This window comes from Ruegeria atlantica (genome assembly GCF_947495585.1).
GTDB classification, from domain to species: Bacteria; Pseudomonadota; Alphaproteobacteria; order Rhodobacterales; family Rhodobacteraceae; genus Ruegeria; species Ruegeria atlantica_G.
Genome location: NZ_CANLZK010000001.1, coordinates 233,561 through 258,324, shown reverse-complemented (window position 1 = coordinate 258,324; position 24,764 = coordinate 233,561). Strand labels below are relative to the sequence as shown.

General features: G+C 58.0%; 26 protein-coding genes and 1 riboswitch. Of the genes, 14 read left to right on the top strand and 12 right to left on the bottom strand.

The features are described 5' to 3' along the window. Positions 1 to 137: 137 nt before the first annotated feature. Positions 138 to 1,328 (bottom strand): O-succinylhomoserine sulfhydrylase, encoded by a 1,191-nt coding sequence (gene metZ / locus QMP16_RS01280; RefSeq protein ID WP_282150934.1) that lies wholly within the window; start codon positions 1,326 to 1,328, stop codon positions 138 to 140. A 65-nt stretch (positions 1,329 to 1,393) separates the two neighbouring features. Continuing rightward, positions 1,394 to 1,471: riboswitch (SAM riboswitch) on the bottom strand. A 121-nt stretch (positions 1,472 to 1,592) separates the two neighbouring features. On the opposite strand from metZ, the gene QMP16_RS01275 reads away from it, so the two are divergent. Then, positions 1,593 to 2,282 (top strand): glutathione S-transferase N-terminal domain-containing protein, encoded by a 690-nt coding sequence (locus QMP16_RS01275; RefSeq protein ID WP_282150933.1) that lies wholly within the window; start codon positions 1,593 to 1,595, stop codon positions 2,280 to 2,282. Positions 2,283 to 2,296: 14 nt separating this feature from the next. Here QMP16_RS01275 and QMP16_RS01270 read toward each other — a convergent pair whose 3' ends face one another. Beyond that, on the bottom strand, positions 2,297 to 3,382 hold the full coding sequence (locus tag QMP16_RS01270; protein ID WP_282150932.1) for a Hint domain-containing protein: 1,086 nt from the start codon (positions 3,380 to 3,382) through the stop codon (positions 2,297 to 2,299). Between the two features lie 639 nt (positions 3,383 to 4,021). Between QMP16_RS01270 and QMP16_RS01265 the strand changes: the two genes are divergently transcribed. Next, a complete protein-coding gene (locus QMP16_RS01265; protein ID WP_282150931.1) occupies positions 4,022 to 4,555 on the top strand; it encodes an extensin-like domain-containing protein in 534 nt (177 codons plus the stop codon). A gap of 4 nt (positions 4,556 to 4,559) precedes the next feature. Here the strand turns inward: QMP16_RS01265 and QMP16_RS01260 are convergent, their stop codons facing one another. Continuing rightward, positions 4,560 to 4,931 carry an OB-fold nucleic acid binding domain-containing protein gene (locus tag QMP16_RS01260; RefSeq protein WP_282151567.1) on the bottom strand — a complete coding sequence of 124 codons (372 nt, stop codon included), beginning with the start codon at positions 4,929 to 4,931 and terminating at the stop codon, positions 4,560 to 4,562. A 127-nt stretch (positions 4,932 to 5,058) separates the two neighbouring features. Here QMP16_RS01260 and QMP16_RS01255 point away from each other — a divergent pair, with 127 nt between their 5' ends. Beyond that, positions 5,059 to 5,382: a 2Fe-2S iron-sulfur cluster-binding protein gene (locus QMP16_RS01255; protein WP_058273927.1), complete on the top strand. Its 324-nt coding sequence runs from the start codon at positions 5,059 to 5,061 to the stop codon at positions 5,380 to 5,382. Then, positions 5,382 to 6,104: an FG-GAP repeat domain-containing protein gene (locus QMP16_RS01250; protein ID WP_282150930.1), complete on the top strand. Its 723-nt coding sequence runs from the start codon at positions 5,382 to 5,384 to the stop codon at positions 6,102 to 6,104. Before QMP16_RS01255 ends, QMP16_RS01250 begins: the two co-directional genes overlap by 1 nt. Before the next feature lie 81 nt (positions 6,105 to 6,185). Here the strand turns inward: QMP16_RS01250 and purD are convergent, their stop codons facing one another. After that, positions 6,186 to 7,448 carry a phosphoribosylamine--glycine ligase gene (purD, locus tag QMP16_RS01245; protein ID WP_282150929.1) on the bottom strand — a complete coding sequence of 421 codons (1,263 nt, stop codon included), beginning with the start codon at positions 7,446 to 7,448 and terminating at the stop codon, positions 6,186 to 6,188. Between the two features lie 74 nt (positions 7,449 to 7,522). On the opposite strand from purD, the gene xseA reads away from it, so the two are divergent. After that, entirely contained in the window at positions 7,523 to 9,016 is a 1,494-nt protein-coding gene (gene xseA, locus QMP16_RS01240; RefSeq protein ID WP_282150928.1) for an exodeoxyribonuclease VII large subunit, read from the top strand. Positions 9,017 to 9,028: 12 nt separating this feature from the next. On the opposite strand, the gene QMP16_RS01235 is transcribed toward xseA, so the two are convergent. Further along, positions 9,029 to 9,424, bottom strand: a complete 396-nt coding sequence (locus tag QMP16_RS01235; RefSeq protein ID WP_282150927.1) for a hypothetical protein — start codon at positions 9,422 to 9,424, stop codon at positions 9,029 to 9,031. A gap of 133 nt (positions 9,425 to 9,557) precedes the next feature. Between QMP16_RS01235 and QMP16_RS01230 the strand changes: the two genes are divergently transcribed. The 5 genes from QMP16_RS01230 to QMP16_RS01210 all read left to right on the top strand — a co-directional run bounded on the left by QMP16_RS01230 (position 9,558) and on the right by QMP16_RS01210 (position 13,858). After that, positions 9,558 to 10,196: a lysoplasmalogenase gene (locus QMP16_RS01230; protein ID WP_282150926.1), complete on the top strand. Its 639-nt coding sequence runs from the start codon at positions 9,558 to 9,560 to the stop codon at positions 10,194 to 10,196. A gap of 58 nt (positions 10,197 to 10,254) precedes the next feature. Further along, positions 10,255 to 11,418, top strand: coding sequence for a signal recognition particle-docking protein FtsY (ftsY, locus tag QMP16_RS01225; RefSeq protein WP_282150925.1), 1,164 nt, complete (start codon positions 10,255 to 10,257; stop codon positions 11,416 to 11,418). Positions 11,419 to 11,504: 86 nt separating this feature from the next. Continuing rightward, positions 11,505 to 12,407 (top strand): DMT family transporter, encoded by a 903-nt coding sequence (locus tag QMP16_RS01220; RefSeq protein WP_282150924.1) that lies wholly within the window; start codon positions 11,505 to 11,507, stop codon positions 12,405 to 12,407. A 16-nt stretch (positions 12,408 to 12,423) separates the two neighbouring features. After that, positions 12,424 to 13,029 carry an inner membrane-spanning protein YciB gene (locus QMP16_RS01215; protein WP_058274883.1) on the top strand — a complete coding sequence of 202 codons (606 nt, stop codon included), beginning with the start codon at positions 12,424 to 12,426 and terminating at the stop codon, positions 13,027 to 13,029. Positions 13,030 to 13,189: 160 nt separating this feature from the next. Then, positions 13,190 to 13,858, top strand: a complete 669-nt coding sequence (locus tag QMP16_RS01210; RefSeq protein WP_058274845.1) for a Crp/Fnr family transcriptional regulator — start codon at positions 13,190 to 13,192, stop codon at positions 13,856 to 13,858. A 220-nt stretch (positions 13,859 to 14,078) separates the two neighbouring features. Here the strand turns inward: QMP16_RS01210 and QMP16_RS01205 are convergent, their stop codons facing one another. The 6 genes from QMP16_RS01205 to rpiA all read right to left on the bottom strand — a co-directional run bounded on the left by QMP16_RS01205 (position 14,079) and on the right by rpiA (position 20,476). Next, the gene (locus QMP16_RS01205; protein WP_282151566.1) at positions 14,079 to 15,515 is read right to left on the bottom strand and encodes a DegQ family serine endoprotease; all 1,437 of its coding nucleotides are present in this window, start codon (positions 15,513 to 15,515) and stop codon (positions 14,079 to 14,081) included. Positions 15,516 to 15,700: 185 nt separating this feature from the next. Next, positions 15,701 to 15,895, bottom strand: coding sequence for a DUF2065 domain-containing protein (locus tag QMP16_RS01200; RefSeq protein ID WP_113788722.1), 195 nt, complete (start codon positions 15,893 to 15,895; stop codon positions 15,701 to 15,703). Beyond that, positions 15,895 to 16,791 (bottom strand): protease modulator HflC, encoded by an 897-nt coding sequence (hflC, locus tag QMP16_RS01195; RefSeq protein ID WP_282118761.1) that lies wholly within the window; start codon positions 16,789 to 16,791, stop codon positions 15,895 to 15,897. The genes QMP16_RS01200 and hflC overlap by 1 nt, the downstream gene beginning before the upstream one ends. Further along, the gene (gene hflK, locus QMP16_RS01190; protein ID WP_108858948.1) at positions 16,791 to 17,936 is read right to left on the bottom strand and encodes an FtsH protease activity modulator HflK; all 1,146 of its coding nucleotides are present in this window, start codon (positions 17,934 to 17,936) and stop codon (positions 16,791 to 16,793) included. The genes hflC and hflK overlap by 1 nt, the downstream gene beginning before the upstream one ends. 72 nt (positions 17,937 to 18,008) lie before the next feature. Continuing rightward, positions 18,009 to 19,367 (bottom strand): glutathione-disulfide reductase, encoded by a 1,359-nt coding sequence (gor, locus tag QMP16_RS01185; RefSeq protein WP_282150923.1) that lies wholly within the window; start codon positions 19,365 to 19,367, stop codon positions 18,009 to 18,011. Between the two features lie 323 nt (positions 19,368 to 19,690). Then, positions 19,691 to 20,476, bottom strand: coding sequence for a ribose-5-phosphate isomerase RpiA (gene rpiA, locus QMP16_RS01180; protein WP_282150922.1), 786 nt, complete (start codon positions 20,474 to 20,476; stop codon positions 19,691 to 19,693). A gap of 167 nt (positions 20,477 to 20,643) precedes the next feature. Here rpiA and QMP16_RS01175 point away from each other — a divergent pair, with 167 nt between their 5' ends. From QMP16_RS01175 to QMP16_RS01160, 4 genes are read left to right on the top strand one after another with little or no spacing between them, the layout of a single operon-like run. Continuing rightward, positions 20,644 to 21,345: a glutathione S-transferase family protein gene (locus QMP16_RS01175; RefSeq protein ID WP_282151565.1), complete on the top strand. Its 702-nt coding sequence runs from the start codon at positions 20,644 to 20,646 to the stop codon at positions 21,343 to 21,345. Between the two features lies 1 nt (position 21,346). Beyond that, a complete protein-coding gene (locus QMP16_RS01170; RefSeq protein WP_058274837.1) occupies positions 21,347 to 22,720 on the top strand; it encodes an L-serine ammonia-lyase in 1,374 nt (457 codons plus the stop codon). A 24-nt stretch (positions 22,721 to 22,744) separates the two neighbouring features. Beyond that, positions 22,745 to 23,155, top strand: coding sequence for a GFA family protein (locus QMP16_RS01165; RefSeq protein WP_282150921.1), 411 nt, complete (start codon positions 22,745 to 22,747; stop codon positions 23,153 to 23,155). A 39-nt stretch (positions 23,156 to 23,194) separates the two neighbouring features. Then, on the top strand, positions 23,195 to 24,109 hold the full coding sequence (locus QMP16_RS01160) for a DMT family transporter (protein ID WP_282150920.1): 915 nt from the start codon (positions 23,195 to 23,197) through the stop codon (positions 24,107 to 24,109). On the opposite strand, the gene QMP16_RS01155 is transcribed toward QMP16_RS01160, so the two are convergent. Beyond that, positions 24,054 to 24,761: a thiamine diphosphokinase gene (locus tag QMP16_RS01155; RefSeq protein ID WP_282150919.1), complete on the bottom strand. Its 708-nt coding sequence runs from the start codon at positions 24,759 to 24,761 to the stop codon at positions 24,054 to 24,056. The two genes, QMP16_RS01160 and QMP16_RS01155, sit on opposite strands and share 56 nt — an antisense overlap. Positions 24,762 to 24,764 lie beyond the last annotated feature (3 nt).

Genomic DNA, 24,764 nt, shown 5'->3' with positions numbered 1-24,764 from the left:
GTTTGTATTCGGCTTGCTTTCCAGTGTAGCTTTATACGCTGAAAAACACAGCCCGGATCGAAATTCGGCGAAAATCGCATGACTTACGTCATTTTCACCTAGTTTCGACCCGGTTGTCAGTAAACCGCTGCCGTTAGTTAACGTTGCGACACGTCCAGCGCATGCTTGATGTCTGCAAGCAGATCGCCCGCATCCTCCAATCCTACGGAAAAGCGGATCAGGCCCGGTGTAATGCCCAATTCGTCCTTCTGATCGTCGCTCAAACGCTGGTGCGTCGTCGTTGCGGGGTGTGTTGCGATTGACTTGGCATCGCCCAGATTGTTCGAGATGACAGGGATCGTCAGCGCGTTCAGGAACGCAAACGCCGCGTCCTTGCCGCCCTTGATGTCCAGCGACAGAACAGTTCCGCCTTTGCCGCCCAGCTGGGCTTGGACCAATGCGTTTTGCGCATGGGTTCTCAGACCCGGATAAAGCGTCCGTTCCAGCGCCGGATGCCCCTCAAGCGCTTCGGCAATGGTCTGTGCCGTCTCTGCCTGAGCGTTAACGCGCAGCGCCATCGTCTCCAGACCTTTCAGCATGACCCAGGCGTTAAACGGGCTCAGCGCTCCACCGGTATGTTTCAGATAGGGCTCAACCGTTCCCCGGATGAAATCCTTGGTACCAATGATGACACCGCCCAAAGCACGCCCCTGCCCGTCGATATGTTTGGTCGCGGAATAGACCACGACATCCGCCCCCTGTTCGATCGCGCGCGAAAAAACCGGTGTGGAAAACACATTGTCCACGATGACAAGCGCGCCAACCGCATGGGCCAGTTTGGCAACCGCCTCGATATCAATGACCTCAAGCGTCGGGTTTGACATCGATTCAAAGAAAACCGCCTTGGTCTCAGGGCGGATCGCCGCCTTCCAGGCGTCCAGATCGGTGCCATCAACAAAAGTGACGTCCACACCATAACGGGAAAGGATGTTTTCGAGGATATACAGACAGGACCCGAACAATGCCTTGGCCGACACCACATGGTCGCCAGCCTGCAACATCGAGGTCAGCGCCGCGTTCACCGCAGCCATGCCGGATGCTGTGGCAAACGCGTCCTCGCCACCTTCCAGCGCCGCGATGCGCTGTTCGAACATCGAAACGGTCGGGTTGCCATAGCGGGCATAAATGAACTCATCCGGGCCGGATTCGATGAACCGCGCCTCGGCTTGTTCGGCTGTCTCATAGACAAAGCCCTGTGTCAGAAAAATTGCTTCGCTGACTTCGTTGTATTGGCTGCGACGGATGCCGCCATGGACGGCTTGGGTGCGTTTGTTCCAGCTCTCGCTCATCTCATTCCTCTCGACCCTTGTCTGGCAAGGGCATCAAAAAAACCCCAGACGCGGTCAAGCGAAAGGGGCCTTTCATCCTGACCTTTTAGCGGTGTTGTTTAGCGTGGCCCGCAATCCGGTAACAAATCGCCACGTAGCTTCTGCGATGCAAATACGCCGCGTGTACTTGGCCGTCAAGCCCGGTTGCCCTGTGTCACGCTTTCGTAACCGCCTCTTGCCGATTGCGCAGAATACCGCATGATCGCCTCAACCTGAGGAGGCACCATGATCGATCTGTATTTCTGGCCCACGCCGAATGGCTGGAAGGCATCCATCGCTTTGGAAGAGATGGACCTTCCCTACACCACCCACCTGATCAATATCGGCAAGGGTGATCAGTTCGACCCCGAGTTCCTGAAAATTGCGCCCAACAACCGGATGCCTGCCATCGTTGACCCGGACGGCCCGGATGGCGCACCTATCTCGGTGTTCGAAAGCGGAGCGATCCTGATGTATCTCGCCCGCAAGACAGGTCGCTTTTACGGCAACACCGAGCGTGACCGGATCGCGGTCGAGGAATGGCTGATGTGGCAGATGGGCGGCGTCGGCCCGATGGCTGGTCAGGCGCATCATTTCCTGAAATACGCGCCGCAACTGGACCCGCCACAGGACCTGCCCTACCCCAAAGACCGATACCGGTCAGAGGTTACGCGCCTTTATGGGGTGCTGGATCGTCGGCTGTCTGAAAACGAATACGTCGCTGGCGATTTCTATTCCATCGCCGACATGTCAATCTGGGTCTGGGCCAGCCTGTGGGAGGGTCAGCAGCAGGTTCTAGACGATAAACCCCACTTTACCCGCTGGCTCGAAACGGTCGCCGCCCGCCCAGGCGTTAAAGCCGGACGCGCGCTACATGCCGAGTTACGTGGAGAACATCGGGACAAGCAATCACAGGGGGTTTTGTTCAAGCGGTGAAACGACTTGAACACCTACTGCATGTATTGCGAAATCACCATTGCAGCTTCGTGTTTTCTGAGGACCTTCGCTGCAGTTGGTCCGTACCCCCACGGCAAGCTTTCAAAAATGTCAGGGAAGATTTCAGCGAGTTCCAATTGCGCTTCATGCGCCATGCCCTTTAACGCGATATCCCCTGGAAACAGACTTTCCGTATATGCGCCGTTTGACACCACAATCTCGTGCTTGTCGAAAATAAAGTGGTAATAGACGACACGGCAAGAATCCGAGACAACCTCAACCCCCGGCAGATCTAACAGGAACTTCGCGGGTACCAGAACGTCCGCATCCTCAAAAAGCAATTCTAGCCCGGTGGCAGAAACAAGTATCCGGTGATTGGGCGACACAAAAAGATCGGATGCTGGCAATCCTTGGCCCAATGCCCCTTTGGCAATTCTAACGGGCTTCAGATGGCATTTATCAGCACGTGAGACATCAACCGACCGTGATCCGATCCACTTGATCTCTTTAGCCTGCCCCTCAGCGGTCAAAACCAGATCGCCGACCTCAAGCGTTTCAACAGCCTTTTCACCAGACGGCGTCCCGATCAATGTGCCCTGAACGAAACAAGGGACGTCAACGATTGCATCCGGGTCTGTCGTATCCGGCGCATTGTCCGGTGTCACATTTGATGGGGTAGAGTCGTAAGCAACACCTGGTACCAACGGTTCAGAGGTTATGTAACCCGCAAGAGCGCCGTCCACTTCAACCCTGTATACGGTGATTGTACCGCCATCGGGATCTGAAAGCGCATAGGACTCTTCAAGATAGATGTTCCCGTTTTCGGTAAGGCCGGAAATGGGATTGCCGTCCAGATCTGTAACAAGACCTTGTTGGGTCAGGTCATCCCCGATTTCGTTGTTGAATCGGTCACCATTGAAATCCGTACCATTGTCAGGGTCACCGTTGATAAGCGGCGGTGGCCCGGGTTCGTCTTCAACATTGAATACGCGCCGGTCTGTGCTGGGATCGTAGGTTGGTGACAGAGTGACTGTACCAAAACCAAAAAACGTCACCGATATGACGTCAGGCGAGTAACCTATGTAGGAATAGTTTGCCACGTGAATCCTCGGACCAATTGCGGTGCTCAATGTTCATCGATCTTAATGCCTTGTGTCCATCAGTTTCTGCAACTTGCCCTAAAAATGCAAATATTTGATTTTTAGGGCATCTTTTCTGCCAGTTCGCACAGCTTCTCGCGAACCAAACATCCAGCATGCCTGAAATATCCTCGACCTCTTCCGCAATCCCATGCGTCACCGAAAGCACCGGCTACACGCCCGCAGGCAACGGGGGCAAGCAAACGCAAAGCAATTTATTCAAGCGAATGGAATTCCCTGCTAAATTCTTGCTTTAAAGAGAAAAGGATATTGCAAAACCCGCCCGATACGCGCCTCAATAGATGTATCGTGGCCGGTCGTGATACAATCGGTCAGACCTGAAAGGGAACGAGTTACTTTATGCGAGTTTTTATTCCTCTGTTTATATTATGCGCTAATATGGCAAGTGCCACACCGGAGTGCGAGGACCCTTCGCAGACTCAACCACACGAACTCGCGGCCTACGAACCGCCCGCTGATCTGGACGTACCCATAGAGGAAAGCACGGTAACGGCTCCCCACAAGCGAGAACTGATTGTATCCCCCAGACCGCGGGTGCGGCCTTGCAAATTCCGTCAGATCGAGGTCGGTCGCGAACGGATGCGCGATCGCGGCGCAGTGTGTGGTGATTGGACTATTCTGGGCGAGGCCCAAAAGTCATTTAGGGGAAAGTACCGGGGATGCGGTATTGTGGAACCGGTGCGCATCCGCATGGTTTCTGACGTTTTCCTCAGTCAGTTTGCCCTGATGGATTGCGAAACGGCCGTCACACTAAAGACATGGCTGGAGAATTCGGCCAAACCGGCCTTTGCTGATCAAGGCGGCGGCCTGAAAGGGCTACGTCTTTCTGGCCATTATGCCTGCAAGACGCAAAACAATCAGCCTCGCGCTCGGATATCGGAACATGCCCGGGGTCGCGCAATTGATATTTCGTCCTTCATACTCATGGATGGCACCGTGATCACCGTACGCGACGGATGGACAGCGGAAGATACGATCGATGTTATGTACGAGCTGCACGCTGGTGCCTGCGGTCTGTTTGGCACTGTGCTGGGTCCTGACGCCGACCGCTATCACAAAGGGCACTTCCACTTTGACACAGCACGCCGCGGTAATGGACCCGTTTGCCGCTAACGACCTACCCTCCCCCCCGCACCAACACATCCAGCATGCCTGAGATATCCTCGACCTCTTCCGCGATCACATGGGTCACCGAATGCGCCCGCTGCATCCGGCCCGTGACCCGCAGCAGCCGCCCCGAGATCACCGCCCGGCGGAAACGTTCATAGATCTTGCGCCAGACCACCACGTTCACGATACCGGTCTCATCCTCGAGCGTGACAAAGATCACCCCCTTGGCCGTCCCGGGCCTCTGCCGCAGGATCACCAGCCCCGCGACCGCCACCAGCGCGCCCTCGGGCGGGTCGTTCAACCGATTGGCGGGCAGACACGCGGGCGGCCGCGGCCAGTTCCGGTTCGTAGATATAGGGCGGGTAGGCAACACAATCATGAGAACAAAAATAGAACATACGCAAGGAAAGTCCATAGACGGCGTGACGAGTCGCAAATGAGGCTGGAAAGACCTAAATGCCTTCACTATGGAAGAATTCGACAAGCGAAAGAGGAAGACGCACGCAATGGCAAAGATCACCTATGTCGAGCACGGCGGTACCGAACATACAGTCGAAGTCGCCAGCGGCCTGACCGTCATGGAAGGGGCCCGTGACAACAATATCCCCGGCATCGAGGCCGATTGCGGTGGCGCCTGCGCCTGTTCGACCTGCCATGTCTATATCCACCCCGACTGGGTCGAAAAGGTTCCGGCCAAGGACGACATGGAAGAGGACATGTTGGATTTCGCTTTTGAACCCGACCCGGCCCGCTCGCGCCTGACCTGCCAGATCAAGGTCACTGACGAATTGGACGGGCTGGTTGTTCAGATGCCGGAAAAGCAGATCTGATGCTTTTCAAAGCGATCGCGGCTGCCGCGATCGCAATTGGAATCTGTCCGAGCCAGACAAGATCTCAGCAGCCATGGCAGTATGAACCGCTAGGTTCGGCAGAGTACTCCGAACCCACTGCGCGATACCCGCACGGGGTACTCGGTGATCAGATTGAATACGGCGCCCTGATCCTGCAATATGCGCCGGAATGGGCGAAATACACAATCCGGCTGCCAAAAGAGCGCGTTTTCGAAGATATCCGACCGCGCCTGATTGATATTGACAACGATGGTCGTCGCGAAGCTCTGGTGGTTGAAAGCCATCGTGATAAAGGTGCACGGCTTGCAATCTACAATGGCGGCGGCCTGATCGCCGCTACGCCCTACATCGGAACCCGCTTTCGCTGGCTCGCTCCGGTCGGAGCGGCCGACATGGATGGCGACGGCAACGTCGAGATCGCCTATGTCGATCGCCCTCACTTGGCCAAAACCCTGCGCATCTGGCGGTTTGCAGACGGCAAACTGACCGAAATCGCATCGCTGCCCAATCTCACCAATCACCGCATTGGAGAAGATTTCATCTCCGGCGGTCTACGCGATTGCGGCGGCACTCCGGAACTGATCCTCGCCAACGGCAACTGGACACGCGTCATCAGCGTCACTTACGAAAACGACTGGACCACCCGCGACCTCGGCGCGTTTACCGGCCACAAAAGCCTGAACAACGCACTCAAGTGCTGATCCGCCACTTCATCTGGCCAAAAATATCCTGGGGGTGAGGCCGCAGGCCGAGGGGGCAAAGCCCCCTGTCCTACTAACCACTCAAAGAGCTCGCCAGCCGATATCGCGGCGGTAAAAGCCTTCGGGCCAATCCACACCTTCAACCATCGCATAGGCCCGGTCGCGCGCCTCTTGCAGTGTATTCCCGCGCGAGGTCACATTCAGCACGCGCCCGCCTGCGGCTTGAACCTGCCCATCAACGGCCTTGGTGCCAGCGTGAAAGATCATGTTGCTGCTGTCTTCTGGTAGCGCATCCAAGCCCTTGATCGCAGATCCTTTTACGTATGAACCCGGATACCCCTGTGCCGCCATCACAACAGTGATCGCATGATCGTCGGCCCAGTTAACCTGCGTTTCGCTCAAACGACCCTCAGCCGCGGCATGAAGCAGGTCCAGAACCTGGGCACCAAGCCGCATCATCAGAACCTGGCATTCCGGGTCACCAAAGCGGACGTTGTATTCGACCAACCTCGGTTGGCCATCCTTGATCATCAACCCCGCATACAAAACGCCTTGAAATGGCATGCCCCGGCGCTTCATTTCGGCCATGGTCGGGCGCACGATCTCTTCCATCGCGCGCGCCTCGATCTCGGCGCTCAGGACCGGGGCTGGGGAATACGCCCCCATACCGCCCGTGTTCAGGCCCGTGTCGCCTTCTCCCACGCGTTTGTGGTCCTGCGCGGTGCCGATGGACAGGATGTCCTCACCATCACACAGCACGAACAAAGATGCCTCTTCGCCTTCCATAAACTCTTCGATAACGACCTCGGCACCCGCGCCGCCGAATGCCCCTCCGAACATATCGTCGATAGCGTCGAGCGCGGTCTGGTCGTCCATCGCCACGATCACGCCTTTACCGGCGGCCAAACCATCAGCCTTAACCACAATCGGCGCGCCTTGTTCGCGGATGTAGTTTTTGGCAGGCTCGGCCTCGATGAACCTTGCATAGGCTGCCGTGGGCGCATTCGACGCGTCGCAAACTTCTTTGGTGAAACTCTTCGAAGCTTCCAGTTGCGCCGCATCCGCAGACGGACCAAAGACCAACACGCCTGCCTCGCGCAGACGATCTGCAACACCGGCAGCCAGCGGCGCCTCGGGGCCGACAATCACGAAATCAATCGCATTCTCTTCGGCAAAACTGACGACGGCGCCGCCATTTTCGATATCCAGCGCCGCGCAATCGGCAATTTGTGCAATTCCGGCATTTCCCGGCGCCACAATCAGACGGTCACATTTGGGGTTTTGCATCACCGCCCAGGCGAGGCTGTGTTCGCGCCCGCCGCTGCCGAGAATAAGGATGTTCATTAAGGTCTCCGATCTGCTTGGCCTCGCCTTCCGGGCGTTCTAAGCTGGCCGGGCATTTGACACAAGGCGCTGAAATGTCCGACCTGCTTGATGACCCGATCCCGGGCCAAAACACACCAGAATATACCGTTTCGGACATCTCGGGTGAGGTGAAACGCACGCTCGAAGGCACGTTTGGGCGAATCCGTGTGCGCGGTGAAGTCGGACGCGTGTTTACGGCGCGTTCGGGGCATCTGTACTATGACATCAAGGACGACCGGAACGTTTTGGCCTGCACCACCTGGAAAGGTCAGGTTTCGGGCCTATCCGTGGTGCCGGAAGAAGGTCTTGAGGTTGTCGTCACCGGTCGTCTGACGGCCTTTGGCGCGCAATCGAAATACAACCTGAACGTCGATGAGGTCGCGGTCGCCGGGCAAGGCGCACTTATGGCCTTGCTGGAAAAGCGCAAGAAACAGCTCGAGGCTGAAGGTCTGTTTGCGCCCGAACGGAAAAAGCCTCTGCCGTACCTGCCGCAGATCATTGGCGTGGTGACCTCACCATCTGGTGCTGTGATCCGGGACATCCTGCACCGCCTGCGAGATCGCTTCCCGCGCAAGGTGCTGATCTGGCCCGTCGCTGTACAGGGCTCCAACTGCGCGCCCGAGGTTGCGCGGGCCATCGAAGGGTTCAACAAGCTGACACCTGGCGGTTCACTGCCCCGCCCCGACCTGATCATTGTCGCCCGGGGCGGCGGGTCGATCGAGGATCTTTGGGGCTTTAACGAAGAAATTGTCGCGCGTGCGACGGCCGCTTCGGGCATTCCACTGATTTCAGCCGTTGGTCACGAAACAGATACGACGCTGATCGACTTTGTATCGGACCGCCGCGCGCCAACACCGACCGCCGCGGCCGAGCTTGCGGTGCCGGTTCGAATGGAACTTCTGGCCTGGACGGGTGAGCAAGGCGCGCGTTTGTCTCGTGCCGCGACGGATGCGGTTCAAAGACGCTCTCAACGGCTTCGTGATCTGTCCCGCGCGTTGCCGCGCCCGGAAAGCCTGTTGAACACCCCACGCCAACGACTTGATTTGATTGCAGATCGACTGGCGCCCGCACTGAATCGCGGCGTCCAGAACCGGCGTTTGCAGGTGGTCGAACTGTCCGCACATCTGCGCCCGTCGACGTTGCGCAACCTTGTTTCGACCAGAAACGAGGCCTTACGCAACCTGTCATCCCGTTTGTCCCTGCGTCCGATCCACCGAGAGATCGAACAACAGAAGCAGAATATCAACAGGTTGGCCGACCGTATGAACGCGGCGCAAACCACGCGCCTGGATCGGATGCGGCAACAGCTGGACGCCGCCGACCGCCTGCGTGAAACACTTAGCTACAAGGCGACGTTGCAGCGTGGCTACGCTGTTGTCCGAGCCGAAGGCGAGGTTCTGACAACCAAGAAACAGGCGTCAAAACACAACGCATTCGAGATCGAATTCGCAGATGGTCTGCTGAACACGGGCCAGCCCACGACTTCACCGGCGGAACCTAAGAAGTCAGCAAAGAAAGATGCACCGGACCAGGGCTCGCTATTCTAGCCGAATGCGCCTTCAGACCCCGGCTTCGGGGCCGAGACAAACCATTTCTTCATTGATGTCCTCGGCCTCGTACAGCTCGGTTGCGTCCGAGTTGCCCTCGAACAGGGCGATCAAGCCCCCGTCAGACTTGGTAAAGACCCAGCATTGCGGGTCAATCCGGTCTTCGTAGACAAAGCAGATCTGGCGCGCTTGTTCGTACCAGACACCCTCTTTGCAATTGCCGTCCAGAAAAGACCAGATCACGCGGCGATTGGACAAATAACGTTCGACGCCGTACACCGTACCCTGAAACCCATAGAACATGGTTTTTCCGCGCGTATAGCTGTCGAACTCAGCCCCAGACAAAGCTGACTGAGCCGCTGCCGTCTGCGCAGAAAGTGTCAGAAGAATCGCAATACGCCCGAGCATGGGAACATTCTGGCAGATGCCGGTCTGCATCGCCAACAGACAATTCCCCACAACCGGCTGCCTTGACGTCACCGCTTGAGTTGTAATGGCGATCCCGGTGATGCTGCTGAAAAAACCATATGGGGGACATTTGATGACAACCGTTCTTTTCTGGATCGCTGCCGCCAGCGCGCTGGCCTATTTGCCGATGTCACCGCGCCCGGCCAGCCCCCTGCGATCCCTCTTCAAGACGGCCTCTGTCGCGATACTGGCTCTGGTTGCTGTCTTAAGTAGTGCACCTATGCTACTGACTCTTGCGCTAGTCCTGTGCGCGTTGGGCGACGCGCTTTTATCACGCGAGACGGACTCGACCTTCATGGCAGGGATCGGTGCATTTGCAGCAGGCCACCTGGCCTATATCGCTCTGTTCCTCAGCCACCCATCCAGCGACACCGCTCTGATCTTCGACAAGCCCGGCATCTTTTGGTCGCTGATCATCCTCGGGATCGTTGCTGCAACCCTGCTCGCCCCCCGCGCCGGTGACCTCAAGATACCGGTTCTGGGCTATATCCCGATCATCCTTGGCATGGGCATTACGGTCCTCGCCTTGCCCGAGGCGGGCGCGTTACGCTGGGCCCTGCCCGCCGCACTCGCCTTCATCGCGTCGGACCTGATACTGGCGACTGAAAAGTTTCTGCTGCCTGACGGCCATCCGGCGCTACGCATCACGCCCTATATGATCTGGATCCTATACTGGGGCGCGCAAGCGGGGCTGTTGATTGCGTTTTTGTGACCCTTTGCAACTGCCGCAAATCCGCATTAGGTGAGAGGAACACCTGCGGAGACTAAAAATGGCGTTTTTCTCAAAGCTCAAGGACAAGCTGTTCAAATCCTCGTCCCGCCTCGAACAGGGGCTGGATGCCATCGTCGAAGACGGTGGCGAGGAAACGACCGCCCCCGATCCAGTTATCCCCGAGCCTGAGCCGCAGCCGGTACCGGTTCCCGAAGTTCCACAGCCGGTGCCAGAGACACCTGAACCCGCCCCTGTGCCACAGCCGGTCGAAACACCTGAACCCGCACCGGTCGACCCAACCCCTGCTCCGCCCCCGCCTGAGGCCGCGCCATCCAAAGGGGTGTTGGGACGCCTGTTTGGCCGGAACGAAGCCAAGGCCGTCATCCGTCGTACGTTGGACGACGATATGCTTGAGCAGCTAGAGGAACTGCTGATCGCCTCGGATATGGGCGTCGACACCGCTTTGCGGGTCACATCCAACATGGCCGAGGGGCGATTGGGCCGGAAACTCTCCACGCAAGAGATCAAGCAATTGCTCGCCCAGGAAGTCGCCCGTGTGATGGAACCGGTTGCCAAGCCTCTGCCCATCTACCCCAAGCGCCCGCAGGTCGTGCTGGTCGTTGGCGTCAACGGGTCCGGCAAAACCACAACCATCGGTAAGCTGGCCAGCCAGTTCAAAGCCGCGGGCAAAAAGGTCGTCATCGCCGCCGGGGACACCTTCCGCGCAGCCGCCGTCGAGCAGCTACAAGTCTGGGGCGACCGCGCCGGTGTGCCGGTGCTGACCGCACCCGAAGGGTCAGACCCGGCCTCATTGGCTTTCGACGCCCTGACCCGCGCGCAGCAAGACAGTGCAGACCTGCTGATGATCGACACGGCCGGGCGCCTGCAAAACCGATCGGATCTGATGGAGGAACTGGCCAAGATCGTCCGCGTGATCCGCAAAATCGACGAGACCGCCCCGCACAACACGCTGCTGGTGCTGGACGCCACCACGGGCCAGAACGCGCTAAGCCAGGTCCGGACATTCCGCGACCTCGCTGACGTGTCAGGGCTGGTGATGACCAAACTCGACGGCACCGCCAAAGGTGGCGTATTGGTTGCACTGGCTGACAAGTTCGGCCTGCCAATCCATGCCATCGGCGTCGGAGAACAGATCGACGACCTCGCCCCCTTCGACCCCGAAGAGTTCGCCGCCGCCCTCACTGGCCTGGACCAAACCTGATCCCCCCTCTATCTGGCCCCAAATATCCTCCGGGGGGCTGGGGGTGGAAAACCCCCAGCCTCTCCACCCAGCGAAAAGACTGACATTTGAGCGACTGGCTGATTTCTCTCGAAGGCACCGAAGCGGGCCATCAGCTGGCTCTTGGCCTCGCTCTGATGGCCGCCTTCCTGCATGCTGTATTTGGCGCGCTGCAGAAGGGCCGCCACGATCCCTGGCTGTCCCGAGGGGCAATCGACGCCTGCTATTGCCTGATGGCCGCCCCTTTTGCCTTTTTCGTGGTGCCGTGGCCTGAACCCTACATGTGGTCCATCTTCGCCGTGGTCTGGGTGATCCACATCGCCTACAAGGTCCTTCAGGCCATGGCCTATACAAAGGGTTCATACACTGTCGTCTACCCTGTCGTACGCGGCACTGGCCCCCTATTCACGGTCATCGGCGCCTATCTGCTCTTTGGCGAGACCTTTACCGGGATTCAATGGTTTGGCGTTTTGGTCCTGCTGGCCGGTATCTTCGGCCTGGCCGCCTATAATTTGCGTTTTCTGGAAACCAACCGGGAAACGCTGGGCATCGCCCTGGTACTGGCCATCGCAACCGGCCTGTTTGTCGCGCTCTACACCACTTATGACGCCTATGGTATCCGGGCCACCGCCGACCCGTTCACCTTTCTGGCGTGGTTTTTCATGATCGACGGTTTTGCGATGCCGATTTACGCCTTCTTCAGATGGCGCGCCATGATCAACCGCCCGGCCGTTGGACCATTGATGTTGCGGGGCTTGGCCGGAGGCATCATCGCCCCTATGTCCTTCGGAGCAATCATGCTGGCCACCCGTCTGGACAAGGTCGGCGAAGCCGCCGTTCTGCGAGAAACCTCGACAGTCTTCGCGGCGCTTATCGGGTGGCTGGTGTTAAAAGAAACTGTGGGGCCAAGACGGGTCGCGCTGATGGCATTGATTGCATTGGGCGCCGTAATAGTTGAAATGGGCGGGTAAAAATCAGGAAACCGACATGCCAGGCAAAAAAGAAATCAATCCATTTCTGAAACAAGCGTTAGAGCTTGGGCCGCCACTGGCCTTTTTCTTCATCTACCTACGTCTGCGTGACGACAGTTTCCTGATCGGAGGCATTGAATATTCAGGCTTTATCATTGCGACGATCATCTTCGTCCCGCTGATGCTGGCCGCCATGGGCATCCTCTGGGTCCTGACCGGCAAACTGAGCCGGATGCAGATATTCACCGCCTTCATGGTCATCTTCTTTGGGGGCCTGACCGCCTGGTTCAATGATGAGCGGTTCTTCAAGATGAAAACCACGCTGGTTTACGGTTTTTTCTCGGTCATCCTTGGAATTGGCCTTCTGCAAGGGAAATCCTACCTGGCCTATGTCCTCGAAGATATGCTGCCGATGCGCCATGAGGGCTGGATGATCCTGACCCGCCGGTTGTGCGGCTGCTTTGCGGTTCTGGCCGTTGCCAATGAATTTGTCTGGCGAACCATGTCGACGGACCTGTGGGTCAAAATTGAAACTTTCGCCTTTCCGATCGCGCTGATGGCGTTCCTGATGCTTCAGTTCAGTCTGTTGCAACGCTACATGGATGATCCAGACCACCAATAGGCGAACACTGATAATCGGCGCGCAGCTTAAGCGTTTGCTTTCATATTGAGCCGTCACACAGCGCACAATCAGGCAAACCAATAAAAACCTTGGAATAATAGCCCGGCTGTGGAACATTGGGGCACCACTCAACACCAGCAGCCGGAGACCCCTCAACCACATGAAGGCACTCCCAAACAGCGGATTCCTGTCCGAGGCATCAGACCGACTCAGGGCTATGCTTTCGGCACTCGCGACCGAGATTTCCTTGGATCAAGGCCAGGTGCTGTTTGAGCAGGGGGACGAAGGCGATGCGCTGTATGTGATTTCTGAAGGTACGCTCGAGGTTTCATTCCTTGCGATGAGCGGGCGCAAGCTGTCTTTGACCCTTATGAAGCCGGGCGAAGTGTTTGGCGAAATTGCGTTGTTCGACAGCGGGCCGCGGACCGCCACAATAGCAGCGGCCGAGCCATCTAGCGTGCTGCGCGTGCGCCGCAGCGACGTGATGGACCAGATCCGCCAGCACCCCGATCTTGCCGTCGACATGATCCGTCTGGCGGGCCTGCGCATGCGCTGGATGGGGTCACAGCTAAACGAACAAGTGTTCTTGCCGATGCCCATTCGTCTGGCGCGCAAATTGCTGCATCTGTCTGCCCTTCAGGACGACCCCGCCATGCGCATCACCCTGTCCCAAAGCGAATTGGCCGAGTTCGTCGGTGCCACGCGCGAGGCTGTATCCAAGACGATTTCCACTTGGAAACGCGACAATGTTGTCGAGGCATCCCGAGGCGGGTTGATGATCCAGGACTTTAACGCCCTAAAAGAACTGGCCGAATCCGACTTAATCTGACCTTGTGACCTCCTTCACATACGGCGCATGCCAAAATAGCTAATGTCTTAGTTGTTACCGTAGGGGGCCAGAGAATCATCCCCGATATCTGTCCACTGGCCTCTCCCTGTACCAGAGCCATGCGCCTCCCCGGCGTGTGGCTCACTTACTTTCAGCGCCACGTGGAACGGAAAAGGCCGAGGCATTGCCCCGGCCTTGTCACAACGTTTGATGTGGTGCGTTACTCGCCCAAACTCAGCGCCACAAAGCGGGGGTCGCCACCGCGTCGTACAAGCAACAACAGCGATTTACGCCCGGCCTCACGCGCTTCTTCCATGCGTGCTTCCAGATCTTCAATCGACGTCACCTTTTGCTGTCCAGCCTCAGTGATCAGATCGCCGGCGCGCAGCCCTTTGGAAAACGCTTCAGAGGCTTCATCCACTTCGGTCACAACCAGCCCCTCAGCGTCTTCTTCCAGACCAAGATCCGTGCGTAGCGTGTCCGTCAGCGGCGAAATGGTCAGACCAAGAATGTCAGCATTCTCTTCCGTAGGAGCCTCAGAGGTTTCCTCGTCGCCTTGCTCGGCCCGCTCAGCATCCTCACGACGTCCCAGAGTAACCAGAACGGTCTGTGTGCCGCCATCGCGATGCACGACAACGCGCACGGCTTTGCCTACGGTCGTCTCACCGACCTGACGCACAAGACCGCGTGTATCTTCGACCTCGACCCCATCAAAGCTGAGGATCACGTCACCGGCCAGCAGCCCAGCATCCTTGGCCGGCCCATCCGGAACATCGCTGATCAGCGCGCCGCCCGGCTTGGCCAACCCCATTGCCTCGGCCATGTCCTCGGTCACGTCCTGAATACGAACGCCCAGCCAACCACGGCGGGTTTCGCCGAATTCGCGCAGTTGATCGACCACCTTGACCACGACGTTGGACGCCATTGAAAAGCCGATCCCGATCGAGCCGCCGTTGGGCGACAGAATCGCGGTGTTCACACCAATCACTTCGCCATTCATGTTGAACAGCGGGCCGCCCGAGTTGCCCCGGTTGATTGCAGCGTCGGTCTGGATGTAGTCGTCATAAGAACCGCTCAGCGCCCTGTTGCGGGCCGAAACGATCCCGGCCGAAACCGAGAAGCCCTGCCCCAAAGGGTTGCCCATGGCAATAACCCAATCACCGACGCGGGCGATGTCACTGTCGCCAAATTGCACGTATTGCAGCGGTCCCGGGGCCTCGACCTTCAGCAGCGCAATATCGGTTTTCTCGTCCGTGCCGATCACCTTGGCAGGCAGTTCTTCAGGCGGCTGTCCATCACCGGGGAAGAACTCCACCAGGATTTCATCGGCCTCGGCGATCACGTGATTGTTGGTGACGATGTAGCCGTCTTCGGAAATCACGAACCCCGAACCCAGCGCGTTGCTGCGGCGCGGGCGATTTTCATCATCACCGTTCCGGTCCTGAAAATCGCGGAAGAAATCCTCGAAGGGCGACCCTTCGGGCACAATGCCCTGCGGGCCGGTCTGGCCTTCGATCAACGTCGAGGTGGTAATGTTGACCACGGCCGGGCTGATCTTTTCTGCCAGCGGCGCCAAGCTTTCGCTCCGCGCCTGTGCTGCGACGGCTTGGGCCAGAACAAGAATCATCCCCGCAATGGCCAGCCACATCAGCCGCATGAAACCAACACCCTCGTCCCGCCGGACTGCAATACTGCGTGCTTGTGCCTGCACTTGGGAACTCCTTGTCAACAAGTCTTGTAAAACTGCCCTCGGGCAAATCTTCTCAGGAACCAATGTAGTCGGTTTGTCCTTGCCCGCAACTCGGGATCGCGGGGAAATCACCTGCAAGTGAGGTCACCGCATCAAAACCCAACCTGATAAGCCCCCCATAGCAGGATAAAGCCACTGACTACGCTCAGCAAACCGGCCAGCCGCCGCGCCTGCTCGGGCAGTGACCGCAATGCCTCTAACATGCGCTCAATAAGCGAAGGGGCCAGCGCATAAGCCAGCCCCTCTACAATCAATACCAGCCCGAAAGCCAGAAGGATCAGCCCCATTATTCGGAGGCCGCAGCAGCCGGAGCTTGCCGTCCGGTTGGCGAACCGAGGTAGTTGAAGAACTCGGAATCCGGGCTCAGAACCAACGAGCTATTGCCGCCCTGCAACGCGTTCTCATACGCGGTCAACGAACGGTAGAATTCAAAGAACTCCGGGTCCGCGCCATAGGCTTCCGCAAAGATCGCGTTACGTTCGGCGTCCGCTACACCACGGGTGATTTCGGCTTCACGACGGGCATCTGACACCAGTTCGACCACGGTCCGGTCAGCTTGCGCACGCACACGCTGCGCCGCCTCGTTACCACGGGCACGTTCGTCTGTTGCTTCACGTTCCCGCTCGGCCTTCATGCGATCGAAGGTCGCCTCAAGGTTGGCCTGTGGCAAGTCGGTCGCCTTCAAACGCACGTCGATTACAGTCACGCCCAGCGCCTGTGCTTCGGCAATCGCGCTGTTTCGGATGCGCAGCATCAGTGCCGCACGGTCCGAGCTCAGGATGTCACGGGACGAAACCGAGCCCAGAACTTCGCGGGTTTCGGCCCGCAAAATACGATCCAGACGATCCTCGGCAACCGGGATACCACCGACACCAACGGCCTGACGGAACTGATTCAGATCTGAAATCCGGTAACGTGCGAATGCATCGACAACCAGACGCCGATCGTCCAGAGGGGTCACCTCAAGGGGCTGTACGTCAATAGACAGGATACGGTCGTCATAGCGGACAACTTCTTGAATCACCGGGATTTTGAACGCCAATCCGGGGTCTTCCTTGACCGCGACGACACGACCAAATTGCAGGACCAGCGCGCGTTCACGTTCATCCACGATGAAGATCGAAGACAGGCCAACGACGCCAAGGATCACGACAAGAATGAGGATAATGGGTGATTTACGCATCAGTTGCTCTCCCCGGCTGGGCTACGACGCAGCTCGTTCAGCGGCAGATAGGGCACAACACCCTGCCCTTGCCCGGATGAGTTCTGGTCCAGAATGATTTTGTCAACGTCACCCAGAATCTGCTCCATTCGCTCCAGATACAGACGCTTACGCGTCACATCGGGTGCTTTGGAGTATTCTTCCAGAACTGCGCTAAAGCGGCTGGCTTCACCCCGCGCACTGTTGATCTGTTGGGCACGATATCCTTCTGCCTCTTCCAGAACCTGCGCAGCTTCGCCGCGCGCTTCTGCCAACACCTTGTTCGCATAGGCATCGGCTACGTTCTGCAACCGGTCCCGTTCCTGCGCAGCAGCTTGAACGTCGCGGAAGGCGGCGATCACATCCTGAGGCGGGTCGGCTTTGTCAAAGTTCACGCGGACAATGTTGATCCCTGAATCATAGCTGTCCATTGTGGACTGGATCAGTTCCTGCAAGCGATCCGCGATAACACCACGATCCCGGTTCAGGATCGGTGCAAGCTCGCTTTGAGCGATAATCTCGCGCATCGCTGATTCCGACACCGCACGGATCGTTTGGCGCGGATCACGCAAGTTGAACAGGAACTTCGCAGGGTCGTTGATGTTCCAGACGACTTGATAGTCGATATCGACCACGTTTTCGTCGCCGGTCAGCATCAAGCCATCATCGCTGCCGCGCGCGCCGCCCATATCTTCGTTCTGTTCACGGGTGACCGGGATGACTTCGGCGGTAACGAAAGGCCACGGCGCAAAGTTTAGACCCGGATTTCCGACGGCCGAGAATTCGCCGAGGAACAACTCAACCGACTGTTCTTCGGGCTTGACCGTGTAAAAACTGGCCGCCCCCCACAATACCGCCGCGACGACGACACCAATAAGAACCGTACCTTTTGTGAAGATGGGGCCACCGCCGCCAGAGCCCTGACCGTTGCCACCTCGGCCTGAACCGCCGCGGCCGCCCATAAGGACGCGCAGCTGTTCCTGGCCTTTCTTCATCAGCTCATCAATCTCGGGGATCTGCGGACCATCGCCTTCGGGGGGCTTGCGCCCATCACCGTTGTCACCCCGATTTCCTCCGCCGCCCGATGAGCCTCCGCCCCCCCAGGGGCCGCCGCTATTGCCCGCCATATGTATCTATTCCCTTGTGTTGGACCGTGTGATCACGGGTTCCCTTGTAACTTGTGTGCGCGCGGTTGCAAATCAAGCAGTGCGCACAGGTTGCCGCATTGTTACCAATTCCTCTGCCATCACCGGATGAACGGCAACCGTGCGGTCGAAATCTTCCTTGGTTGCGCCCATTTTTACGGCAATGCCAGCCAGCTGGATCATCTCACCCGCGCCCGGCGCGACGATGTGGCAGCCCAGAACCTTACGGGTCGCCTGGCTGACGATCAGCTTCATCAGCACGCGCTGCGTTCCACCGGCAAAGGCTTTTTGCATTGGTTTGAACGATGTCGCGTAAACCTCAATCGGTTCCTGTGCCGCGCCTTCTTCTTCGCTTAGGCCTACCGTTCCGAATTCCGGTTGGGTGAAGATCGCGGTCGGGATCAGGTCATGATCCACAGGCGTCGGGTTGCCTTTGAACACGGTTTCGACAAAGGCCATCCCCTCGCGGATCGCGACGGGTGTCAGGTTCACGCGGTCGGTCACGTCGCCGATGGCATAGATCGAGGGTACGCCAGTCTGGCTGTACTCATCCACCACGATCTCACCTTTGCGGCCACGTTCCACGCCCAGCGCCTCGAGGCCCAGGTTATCCGCATTCGGGGCACGCCCGGTGGCGTACATGACCACGTCGAACTGATCCTCGGTGCCATCGGTGGCCTTGACGCGGATCTTGTCGCCTTCTTTTGTCATTTCCAGCACGTTGGTGCCCAAACGAACATCGATGCCGTTCTGGCGCATCTCTTCACAGATCAGGCCACGTGCTTCTTCGTCGAATCCTCGCAGAATTTGCGCACCGCGATAGAACTGAGTGGTTTTGACGCCCATCCCATTCATGATCCCTGCAAACTCGCTGGCGATGTAGCCGCCACCGACAATCAGAATGCTCTGGGGCAGTTTTTCAAGGTGGAAGATTTCGTTCGACGTGATCGCCAAGTCCGATCCCGGGAACTCGGGCACGACCGGACGACCGCCTGTAGCGATCAGGATGTGCTTGGCTGTCTTGCGTGTCCCATCCGCCAATTCGACCGTATGTGGATCCACAACGGTCGCCCGCTGATCAAAGCTTTCGACGCCGTTGTTTTTCAGGATATTGCGGTAGATGCCTTCAAGCCGGTCCAGTTCAGTCACCAGCTTGCCGTGAAAAGTATCCCAGTTCAAAGCACCGGCCTGAATGTCCCAGCCATAGGCTTGCGCATCACCGACCATACCAGAAAACTCGCTGGCGAAGACCATCAGTTTCTTGGGTACACAGCCCCGGATGACACAGGTGCCGCCGTAACGGTCTTCTTCGGCCAGCCCCACCTTGGCACCGTTCTCACCAGCTGCCACACGTGCGGCCCGGACCCCACCTGAGCCTCCGCCGATTACGAACAGATCATAGTCAAAGCTCATTTGTCCTGCCTCTTCAAAATTTCCGCAAGCGCCCGCAGGCCTTGCATGGGGTGTACTCTATCTCGCGCTGCTGTCCAGAGTGATCGCCGGGGCGCCGGCCTCTTCGATTGCTCGAACTTGCGCAGGGAACCGCTGCAGCGTTGTGAACAAACGCCCAGATATGGTTGCATTTGTTTTATTCAACGGCAGCCTCCACGCCTTGGATTGGTCAGGCCAAATACCGAATTGTACGTGTCCCAAATCGTTCGCGGCCACGACTTCACTCATAACAATGTAGCGTCCGAAGAAAACGAGTGACGTAAAGCGATCTGTGTCTGTTCCGCTTAATCTGCCAGATCCGAGAACAAGTTCTCGCCGGCCTCCACCGACTGATCAAGTTCGATCGTTCCATCGTTGATATTGCGCAACTCGACCCGACCATCGCCGTGGCCGATCACAACTTTGTCACAGATGTCGATGAACAAACCATTCTCGACCACACCCGGAACCTGATTAAGCACTAGCGCCAGTTGCCTGGCATTTCCGATGCGCTGAAGGTGGAGGTCCAGAATGTGATTGCCCTCATCCGTGACAAACGGTGCCTCTCCGTTCATGCGCAGCGCGGCAGAAGTGCCCAGAACGTCCATCGTATCCAGCGCCTCTTGGATCAGCGTTCGCGTAGTCTGCCAGCCAAAAGGGATAACCTCGACCGGCAACGGGAATGCGCCCAGTGTTTCGACCTCTTTCCCGGCGTCAGCAATGACGATCATTTGATCGCTCGCCGTGGCAACGATCTTTTCCTGCAGATGCGCGCCGCCTCCGCCTTTGATTAGGTTCAGATCGCCGTCAAATTCATCCGCGCCGTCGATGGTCAGATCCAGCCAACCCGCCTGATCCAGCGAGACAACCTCGATCCCCAACTCACGGGCCAGTTGCGCGGTACGGGTTGAGGTCGGAACGGCCTTGATCCGCAAACCTTCCTGTTGCACCCGCTCTCCCAGACGGCGGACCATCCAGGCGGCCGTTGATCCGGTGCCCAGCCCAACACGCATCCCGTCCTGAACCATGTCAGCGGCCCGTCGCGCCGCGACATATTTGGCTTTGTCTATGGGTGACAAATCTCCGGTCATTGTTGCATTCCCCCTTGGTATTGCGGAATTTATACGGAATGTCCGACGCAACTGCGAGCGCCAATTCGCCGATCCAACAGGCCAACTTGTCGCGAAACTACGCGTTTCCTATTGGAAACGTCGCAATCGAGACGTTCGACATCCCTGCTGGTGTATACATACAGCCCATGAACGCGCCCTACAGATTGCACTTTGCCCCCGACAATGCCTCTCTGGTGATCAGACTGGTGCTGGAAGAGATGGGCCTGCCTTATGAGGCGGCTTTGGTGGATCGTCGGCAAAACGCACAGGATGGCGCGGCTTACAGAGGGTTGAATCCGAACGGTCTGATCCCGGTTCTTGAAACGCCACAAGGCCCGATCTTTGAAACAGCCGCCATCCTTTTGTGGCTGGCAGATACACATGGGCAACTGGCTCCCGCCACTGACAACCCGGATCGGGCTGCGTTCCTGAAATGGCTCTTTTTCGCGTCGAACACGTTACATGCCGATCTGCGCATCCTGTTCTATGCCGAAAAATACATCGACGCGGCACAGGCCGAAACCTTGCGCAACGGTATCCGTCTCCGCCTGCGCCAGCATCTTCGGGTTCTGGATGACGTGGCCAAAACAGCGCCCAGCTGGTTGCACGCCGATCAGCCCTCGGTCCTTACATACTACCTTGCCTGCCAGATGCGGTGGATGTCCCTTTACCCGGCGCGCGCTGATCGCAGTTGGTATCAATTGGCGGATACGCCTTGCCTGCAATCCATTCTGATGCGCCTGGAAAGCCGTCCCGCAACCCGGGCTGCCATCGCGGCCGAGGGGTTGGGGGTTACCCCCTTCACCAGTCCATCTTATGCTCACCCTCCAGAAGGCTCTGCTACCTGATATGTTCTTGTCTGTTTTTGATATGTTCAAAGTGGGCATCGGCCCGTCCTCGTCACACACAATGGGGCCGATGGTTGCCGCCGCACGGTTTCTGGACCTGATGCGCGCCTCGCCGTTTGAATTCGCCGGTCTTCGCGGATCGCTGCACGGATCGCTGGCTTTTACTGGCGTAGGTCATGCAACAGACCGGGCTACGATCCTTGGACTGGCCGGGTTTGTTCCTGACACCTATGACAACGACAAGGCCGAGGCCGCGTTGGCTGCTATTGCTGAAACGCACTCAGTCACGCCCGAGGGGTTGCCGACCCTGCAATTCGATCCAAAGGCCGATCTGATCTTTGACTACGACCACAACCTGCCCGGCCATGCCAATGGGATGATCCTGATGGCCACCGATGCGCAAGGCGACGTGATTCTGCGGCAAGTCTATTATTCCGTAGGCGGCGGTTTTGTTCTGACCGAGGAAGAACTGGCCGAAGGCAAAGCCACCAATGACGGCCCTGCCGTGCCTTTCCCGTTCCACTCGGCGGCCGAGATGCTGGAGATGGCAAACGCCAGCGGCAAAAGCATCGCCCAGATGAAGCGCGAAAATGAAATCGCGCGGGGCTGTGCGGACAGTTTCGCCAAAGGCACCGCCCGGCTTTGGGAAGTCATGAACAACTGTATCGAACGTGGACTGAAGACGGATGGCATTCTACCCGGCGGCCTGAAAGTGCGCCGCCGCGCCAAGGGCATCCACGACGCGTTGTTGGCCGAACGGGGTATGAACTTGAACGCGCCGCACACCATAAATGACTGGATGAGCGTCTATGCGATGGCGATAAACGAGGAAAACGCGGCTGGCGGGCAAGTCGTCACTGCGCCCACAAACGGGGCAGCTGGTACGATGCCTGCCGTACTGCGCTATTACCTCGACCACGTTCCGGGTGCCTCGGAAAGCCATATCGAGGACTTCCTCCTTACGGCAGCGGCCATTGGCGGGCTGGTCAAATACAACGCCTCGATCTCGGGTGCAGAAGCCGGTTGTCAGGCTGAAGTTGGAAGCGCCTCGGCAATGGCTGCAGCGGGCCTCTGCGCCGTGATGGGTGGTACGCCCGAGCAGGTCGAAAACGCCGCCGAAATTGCATTGGAGCATCATCTGGGCATGACCTGCGACCCGGTGGCCGGTCTGGTGCAAGTTCCTTGCATCGAACGCAACGGGTTGGCGGCCATCAAAGCCGTCTCGGCTGCTTCACTTGCGCTGCGTGGCGATGGGAAACACTTCGTGCCGCTGGATTCAGTGATCGAAACCATGCGCCAGACCGGGCATGATATGCATGAGAAGTACAAGGAAACGTCTCTGGGCGGGTTAGCCGTAAACGTGCCAAACTGCTGACAGTAACAGCAATGGAGGTCAACGATGCAAGGACATTGCCTGTGCGGCGCCATCTGCTACGAGGTTGTTCCTCCGGTCCTGTCCTGCGTGAGCTGCCATTGCGATAGTTGCCGCAGGCAATGTGCGGCCCCGATGACGACCTATTTTGGCGTGCGCGACGGGCAATGGCGCTGGATTGGCGAGTCTCCGAAAACCTTTAACTCCTCGCCCGGTGTCGAGCGCAGCTTTTGTCCCAATTGCGGCACGCCGATCTCGTTTCGATCCCAAGCCATGTCGGACGTGCTGCATTTGTATGTCGCCACATTAGAGGATCCCAACCAATTGCAGCCCACGCTGCACGTGGCCCATGAAGAACGGCTGGATTGGCTGAAACTGGACGACGACCTGCCCGTCTGCATCGGACCCGACTACACGAAAGTGCAGCCGATTTCATAGACGCTTTCAACCGGGTGCCAAAACCCGTAGCGTCGCCGCATGACCCAGGATCGTCCCGTCTTTGGCATCTTCTTGATGCTGTGTTTTTGCGTGCTTGCACCGATGGGCGATTCCATCGCCAAGCTGCTGGGCGAGACGACACCGGTCGGCGTTCTGGTGTTTATTCGCTTTGCCGTTCAGGCGTTGATCCTGATACCTTTGGTGGCCCTGACCAGGCGGCACTGGCGCATGCGTGGACGTCTTGTGTGGCTGGCGTTCATCCGAACGGTTCTGCACATCGTCGCTATCGCGGCAATGTTCAGCGCACTGCAATACTTGCCGCTGGCAGACGCGGTCGCCATCGCCTTTGTCATGCCCTTCATCATGCTGTTGCTGGGCAAGTACGTGCTGGGTGAAGAGGTCGGTATGCGCCGCCTGATCGCCTGTGTTGTCGGGTTCGTGGGCACTCTGCTGGTCATCCAGCCCAGCTTTGTTCAGGTCGGTGCCGCCGCTCTGTTACCCTTGGTCGTTGCGATTGTCTTTTCCCTTTTCATGTTGGTGACACGACAGATTGCCAAGGAAACCGACCCAATAGCCTTGCAGGCCGTATCCGGAGTGATGGCGACGGTTCTGCTGCTGCCGGTTCTGGCGCTGGGAACACTCGGCAATATTTGGGAGCTGTCCTTCATCGTTCCCGAGCGTGAAAGTCACCTGCTGCTGATCGGGATCGGTGTTCTGGGCACTGTCGCGCATCTGTTCATGACGTGGTCGTTGCGCTATGCGCCATCCGCCACGCTGGCCCCCATGCAGTATCTTGAGATTCCGGTGGCGACGTTCTTTGGCTGGTTGATCTTCCATGACCTTCCAGATGGCATGGCCGCTGTCGGCATTGGCATCACCGTCGCCGCAGGCCTGTATGTCATTCTGCGCGAGCGGGCCAGCGCCCGGTCTGCCCCGACAGAAACGCCTGCATAACCTGATCCAGAGCGTATCGCGGCACCATCACCAGCAATCCCGGCGCATCCACCGCCAGTTCAACATCCGCCAGCGCGCGGTTGGATGTGCCTACCTGCCCGCCTGGTTCCATCACCAAATCGTCGATAGGCCACTCCAGCCCTCTGCTGGTTCCGGTTACCCGCCGAAACGGAAAAAATGAAACGACATCGCCAGGGGTGATACACAGGGAAATCTGTGGAGGCGCGTGGAAGACGACCTCGGTCTCGCCCAACAGGATACAGGGGCGATCCTGTCTCTGAACCAACGTATTAAGAACAGCAAGCTGATGGTCCAACCTCCCGCCCAAGAACCCTGCCCCCAACACAACAGGCGCGTCGATGCTGCGCAGAGCCTTGTCAAAATCTGTGCTGTTTTGTTCCCGTATGGGATACAACCGGTCCACTGGAATTTGGTCTTTGTGTCGGCTGTCCAGCGAATCGAAATCACCAATCACGGCATCAGGGAGGCGACCCGATTCTACTAGTGGGGCGGCTCCACCATCGGCCGCCACGACTGTATTGGCGCGAATCAGCATCACCTCCAGGTCGTCAGGACCGATTTCCCCACCTCCGACCAATGCAATTGGCTCAAATGACCGTACAATTGGGCGTTTTTTACTTAGATTGATCATTTT

Coding starts and splice junctions, on each gene's coding strand:
- QMP16_RS01260 (WP_282151567.1), bottom strand. CDS start 4,931: ATGATTGTGTTGCCTACCCGCCCTATATCTACGAACCGGAACTGGCCG.
- gor (WP_282150923.1), bottom strand. CDS start 19,367: ATGAGCTTTGACTATGATCTGTTCGTAATCGGCGGAGGCTCAGGTGGG.
- QMP16_RS01170 (WP_058274837.1), top strand. CDS start 21,347: ATGTTCTTGTCTGTTTTTGATATGTTCAAAGTGGGCATCGGCCCGTCC.
- QMP16_RS01205 (WP_282151566.1), bottom strand. CDS start 15,515: ATGCGGCTGATGTGGCTGGCCATTGCGGGGATGATTCTTGTTCTGGCC.
- QMP16_RS01210 (WP_058274845.1), top strand. CDS start 13,190: ATGAAGGCACTCCCAAACAGCGGATTCCTGTCCGAGGCATCAGACCGA.
- QMP16_RS01250 (WP_282150930.1), top strand. CDS start 5,382: ATGCTTTTCAAAGCGATCGCGGCTGCCGCGATCGCAATTGGAATCTGT.
- xseA (WP_282150928.1), top strand. CDS start 7,523: ATGTCCGACCTGCTTGATGACCCGATCCCGGGCCAAAACACACCAGAA.
- rpiA (WP_282150922.1), bottom strand. CDS start 20,476: ATGACCGGAGATTTGTCACCCATAGACAAAGCCAAATATGTCGCGGCG.
- metZ (WP_282150934.1), bottom strand. CDS start 1,328: ATGAGCGAGAGCTGGAACAAACGCACCCAAGCCGTCCATGGCGGCATC.
- QMP16_RS01265 (WP_282150931.1), top strand. CDS start 4,022: ATGCGCGATCGCGGCGCAGTGTGTGGTGATTGGACTATTCTGGGCGAG.
- ftsY (WP_282150925.1), top strand. CDS start 10,255: ATGGCGTTTTTCTCAAAGCTCAAGGACAAGCTGTTCAAATCCTCGTCC.
- hflC (WP_282118761.1), bottom strand. CDS start 16,791: ATGCGTAAATCACCCATTATCCTCATTCTTGTCGTGATCCTTGGCGTC.
- QMP16_RS01215 (WP_058274883.1), top strand. CDS start 12,424: ATGCCAGGCAAAAAAGAAATCAATCCATTTCTGAAACAAGCGTTAGAG.
- QMP16_RS01235 (WP_282150927.1), bottom strand. CDS start 9,424: ATGCTCGGGCGTATTGCGATTCTTCTGACACTTTCTGCGCAGACGGCA.
- QMP16_RS01155 (WP_282150919.1), bottom strand. CDS start 24,761: ATGATCAATCTAAGTAAAAAACGCCCAATTGTACGGTCATTTGAGCCA.
- QMP16_RS01200 (WP_113788722.1), bottom strand. CDS start 15,895: ATGGGGCTGATCCTTCTGGCTTTCGGGCTGGTATTGATTGTAGAGGGG.
- QMP16_RS01160 (WP_282150920.1), top strand. CDS start 23,195: ATGACCCAGGATCGTCCCGTCTTTGGCATCTTCTTGATGCTGTGTTTT.
- hflK (WP_108858948.1), bottom strand. CDS start 17,936: ATGGCGGGCAATAGCGGCGGCCCCTGGGGGGGCGGAGGCTCATCGGGC.
- QMP16_RS01175 (WP_282151565.1), top strand. CDS start 20,644: ATGAACGCGCCCTACAGATTGCACTTTGCCCCCGACAATGCCTCTCTG.
- QMP16_RS01255 (WP_058273927.1), top strand. CDS start 5,059: ATGGCAAAGATCACCTATGTCGAGCACGGCGGTACCGAACATACAGTC.
- QMP16_RS01275 (WP_282150933.1), top strand. CDS start 1,593: ATGATCGATCTGTATTTCTGGCCCACGCCGAATGGCTGGAAGGCATCC.
- purD (WP_282150929.1), bottom strand. CDS start 7,448: ATGAACATCCTTATTCTCGGCAGCGGCGGGCGCGAACACAGCCTCGCC.
- QMP16_RS01230 (WP_282150926.1), top strand. CDS start 9,558: ATGACAACCGTTCTTTTCTGGATCGCTGCCGCCAGCGCGCTGGCCTAT.
- QMP16_RS01165 (WP_282150921.1), top strand. CDS start 22,745: ATGCAAGGACATTGCCTGTGCGGCGCCATCTGCTACGAGGTTGTTCCT.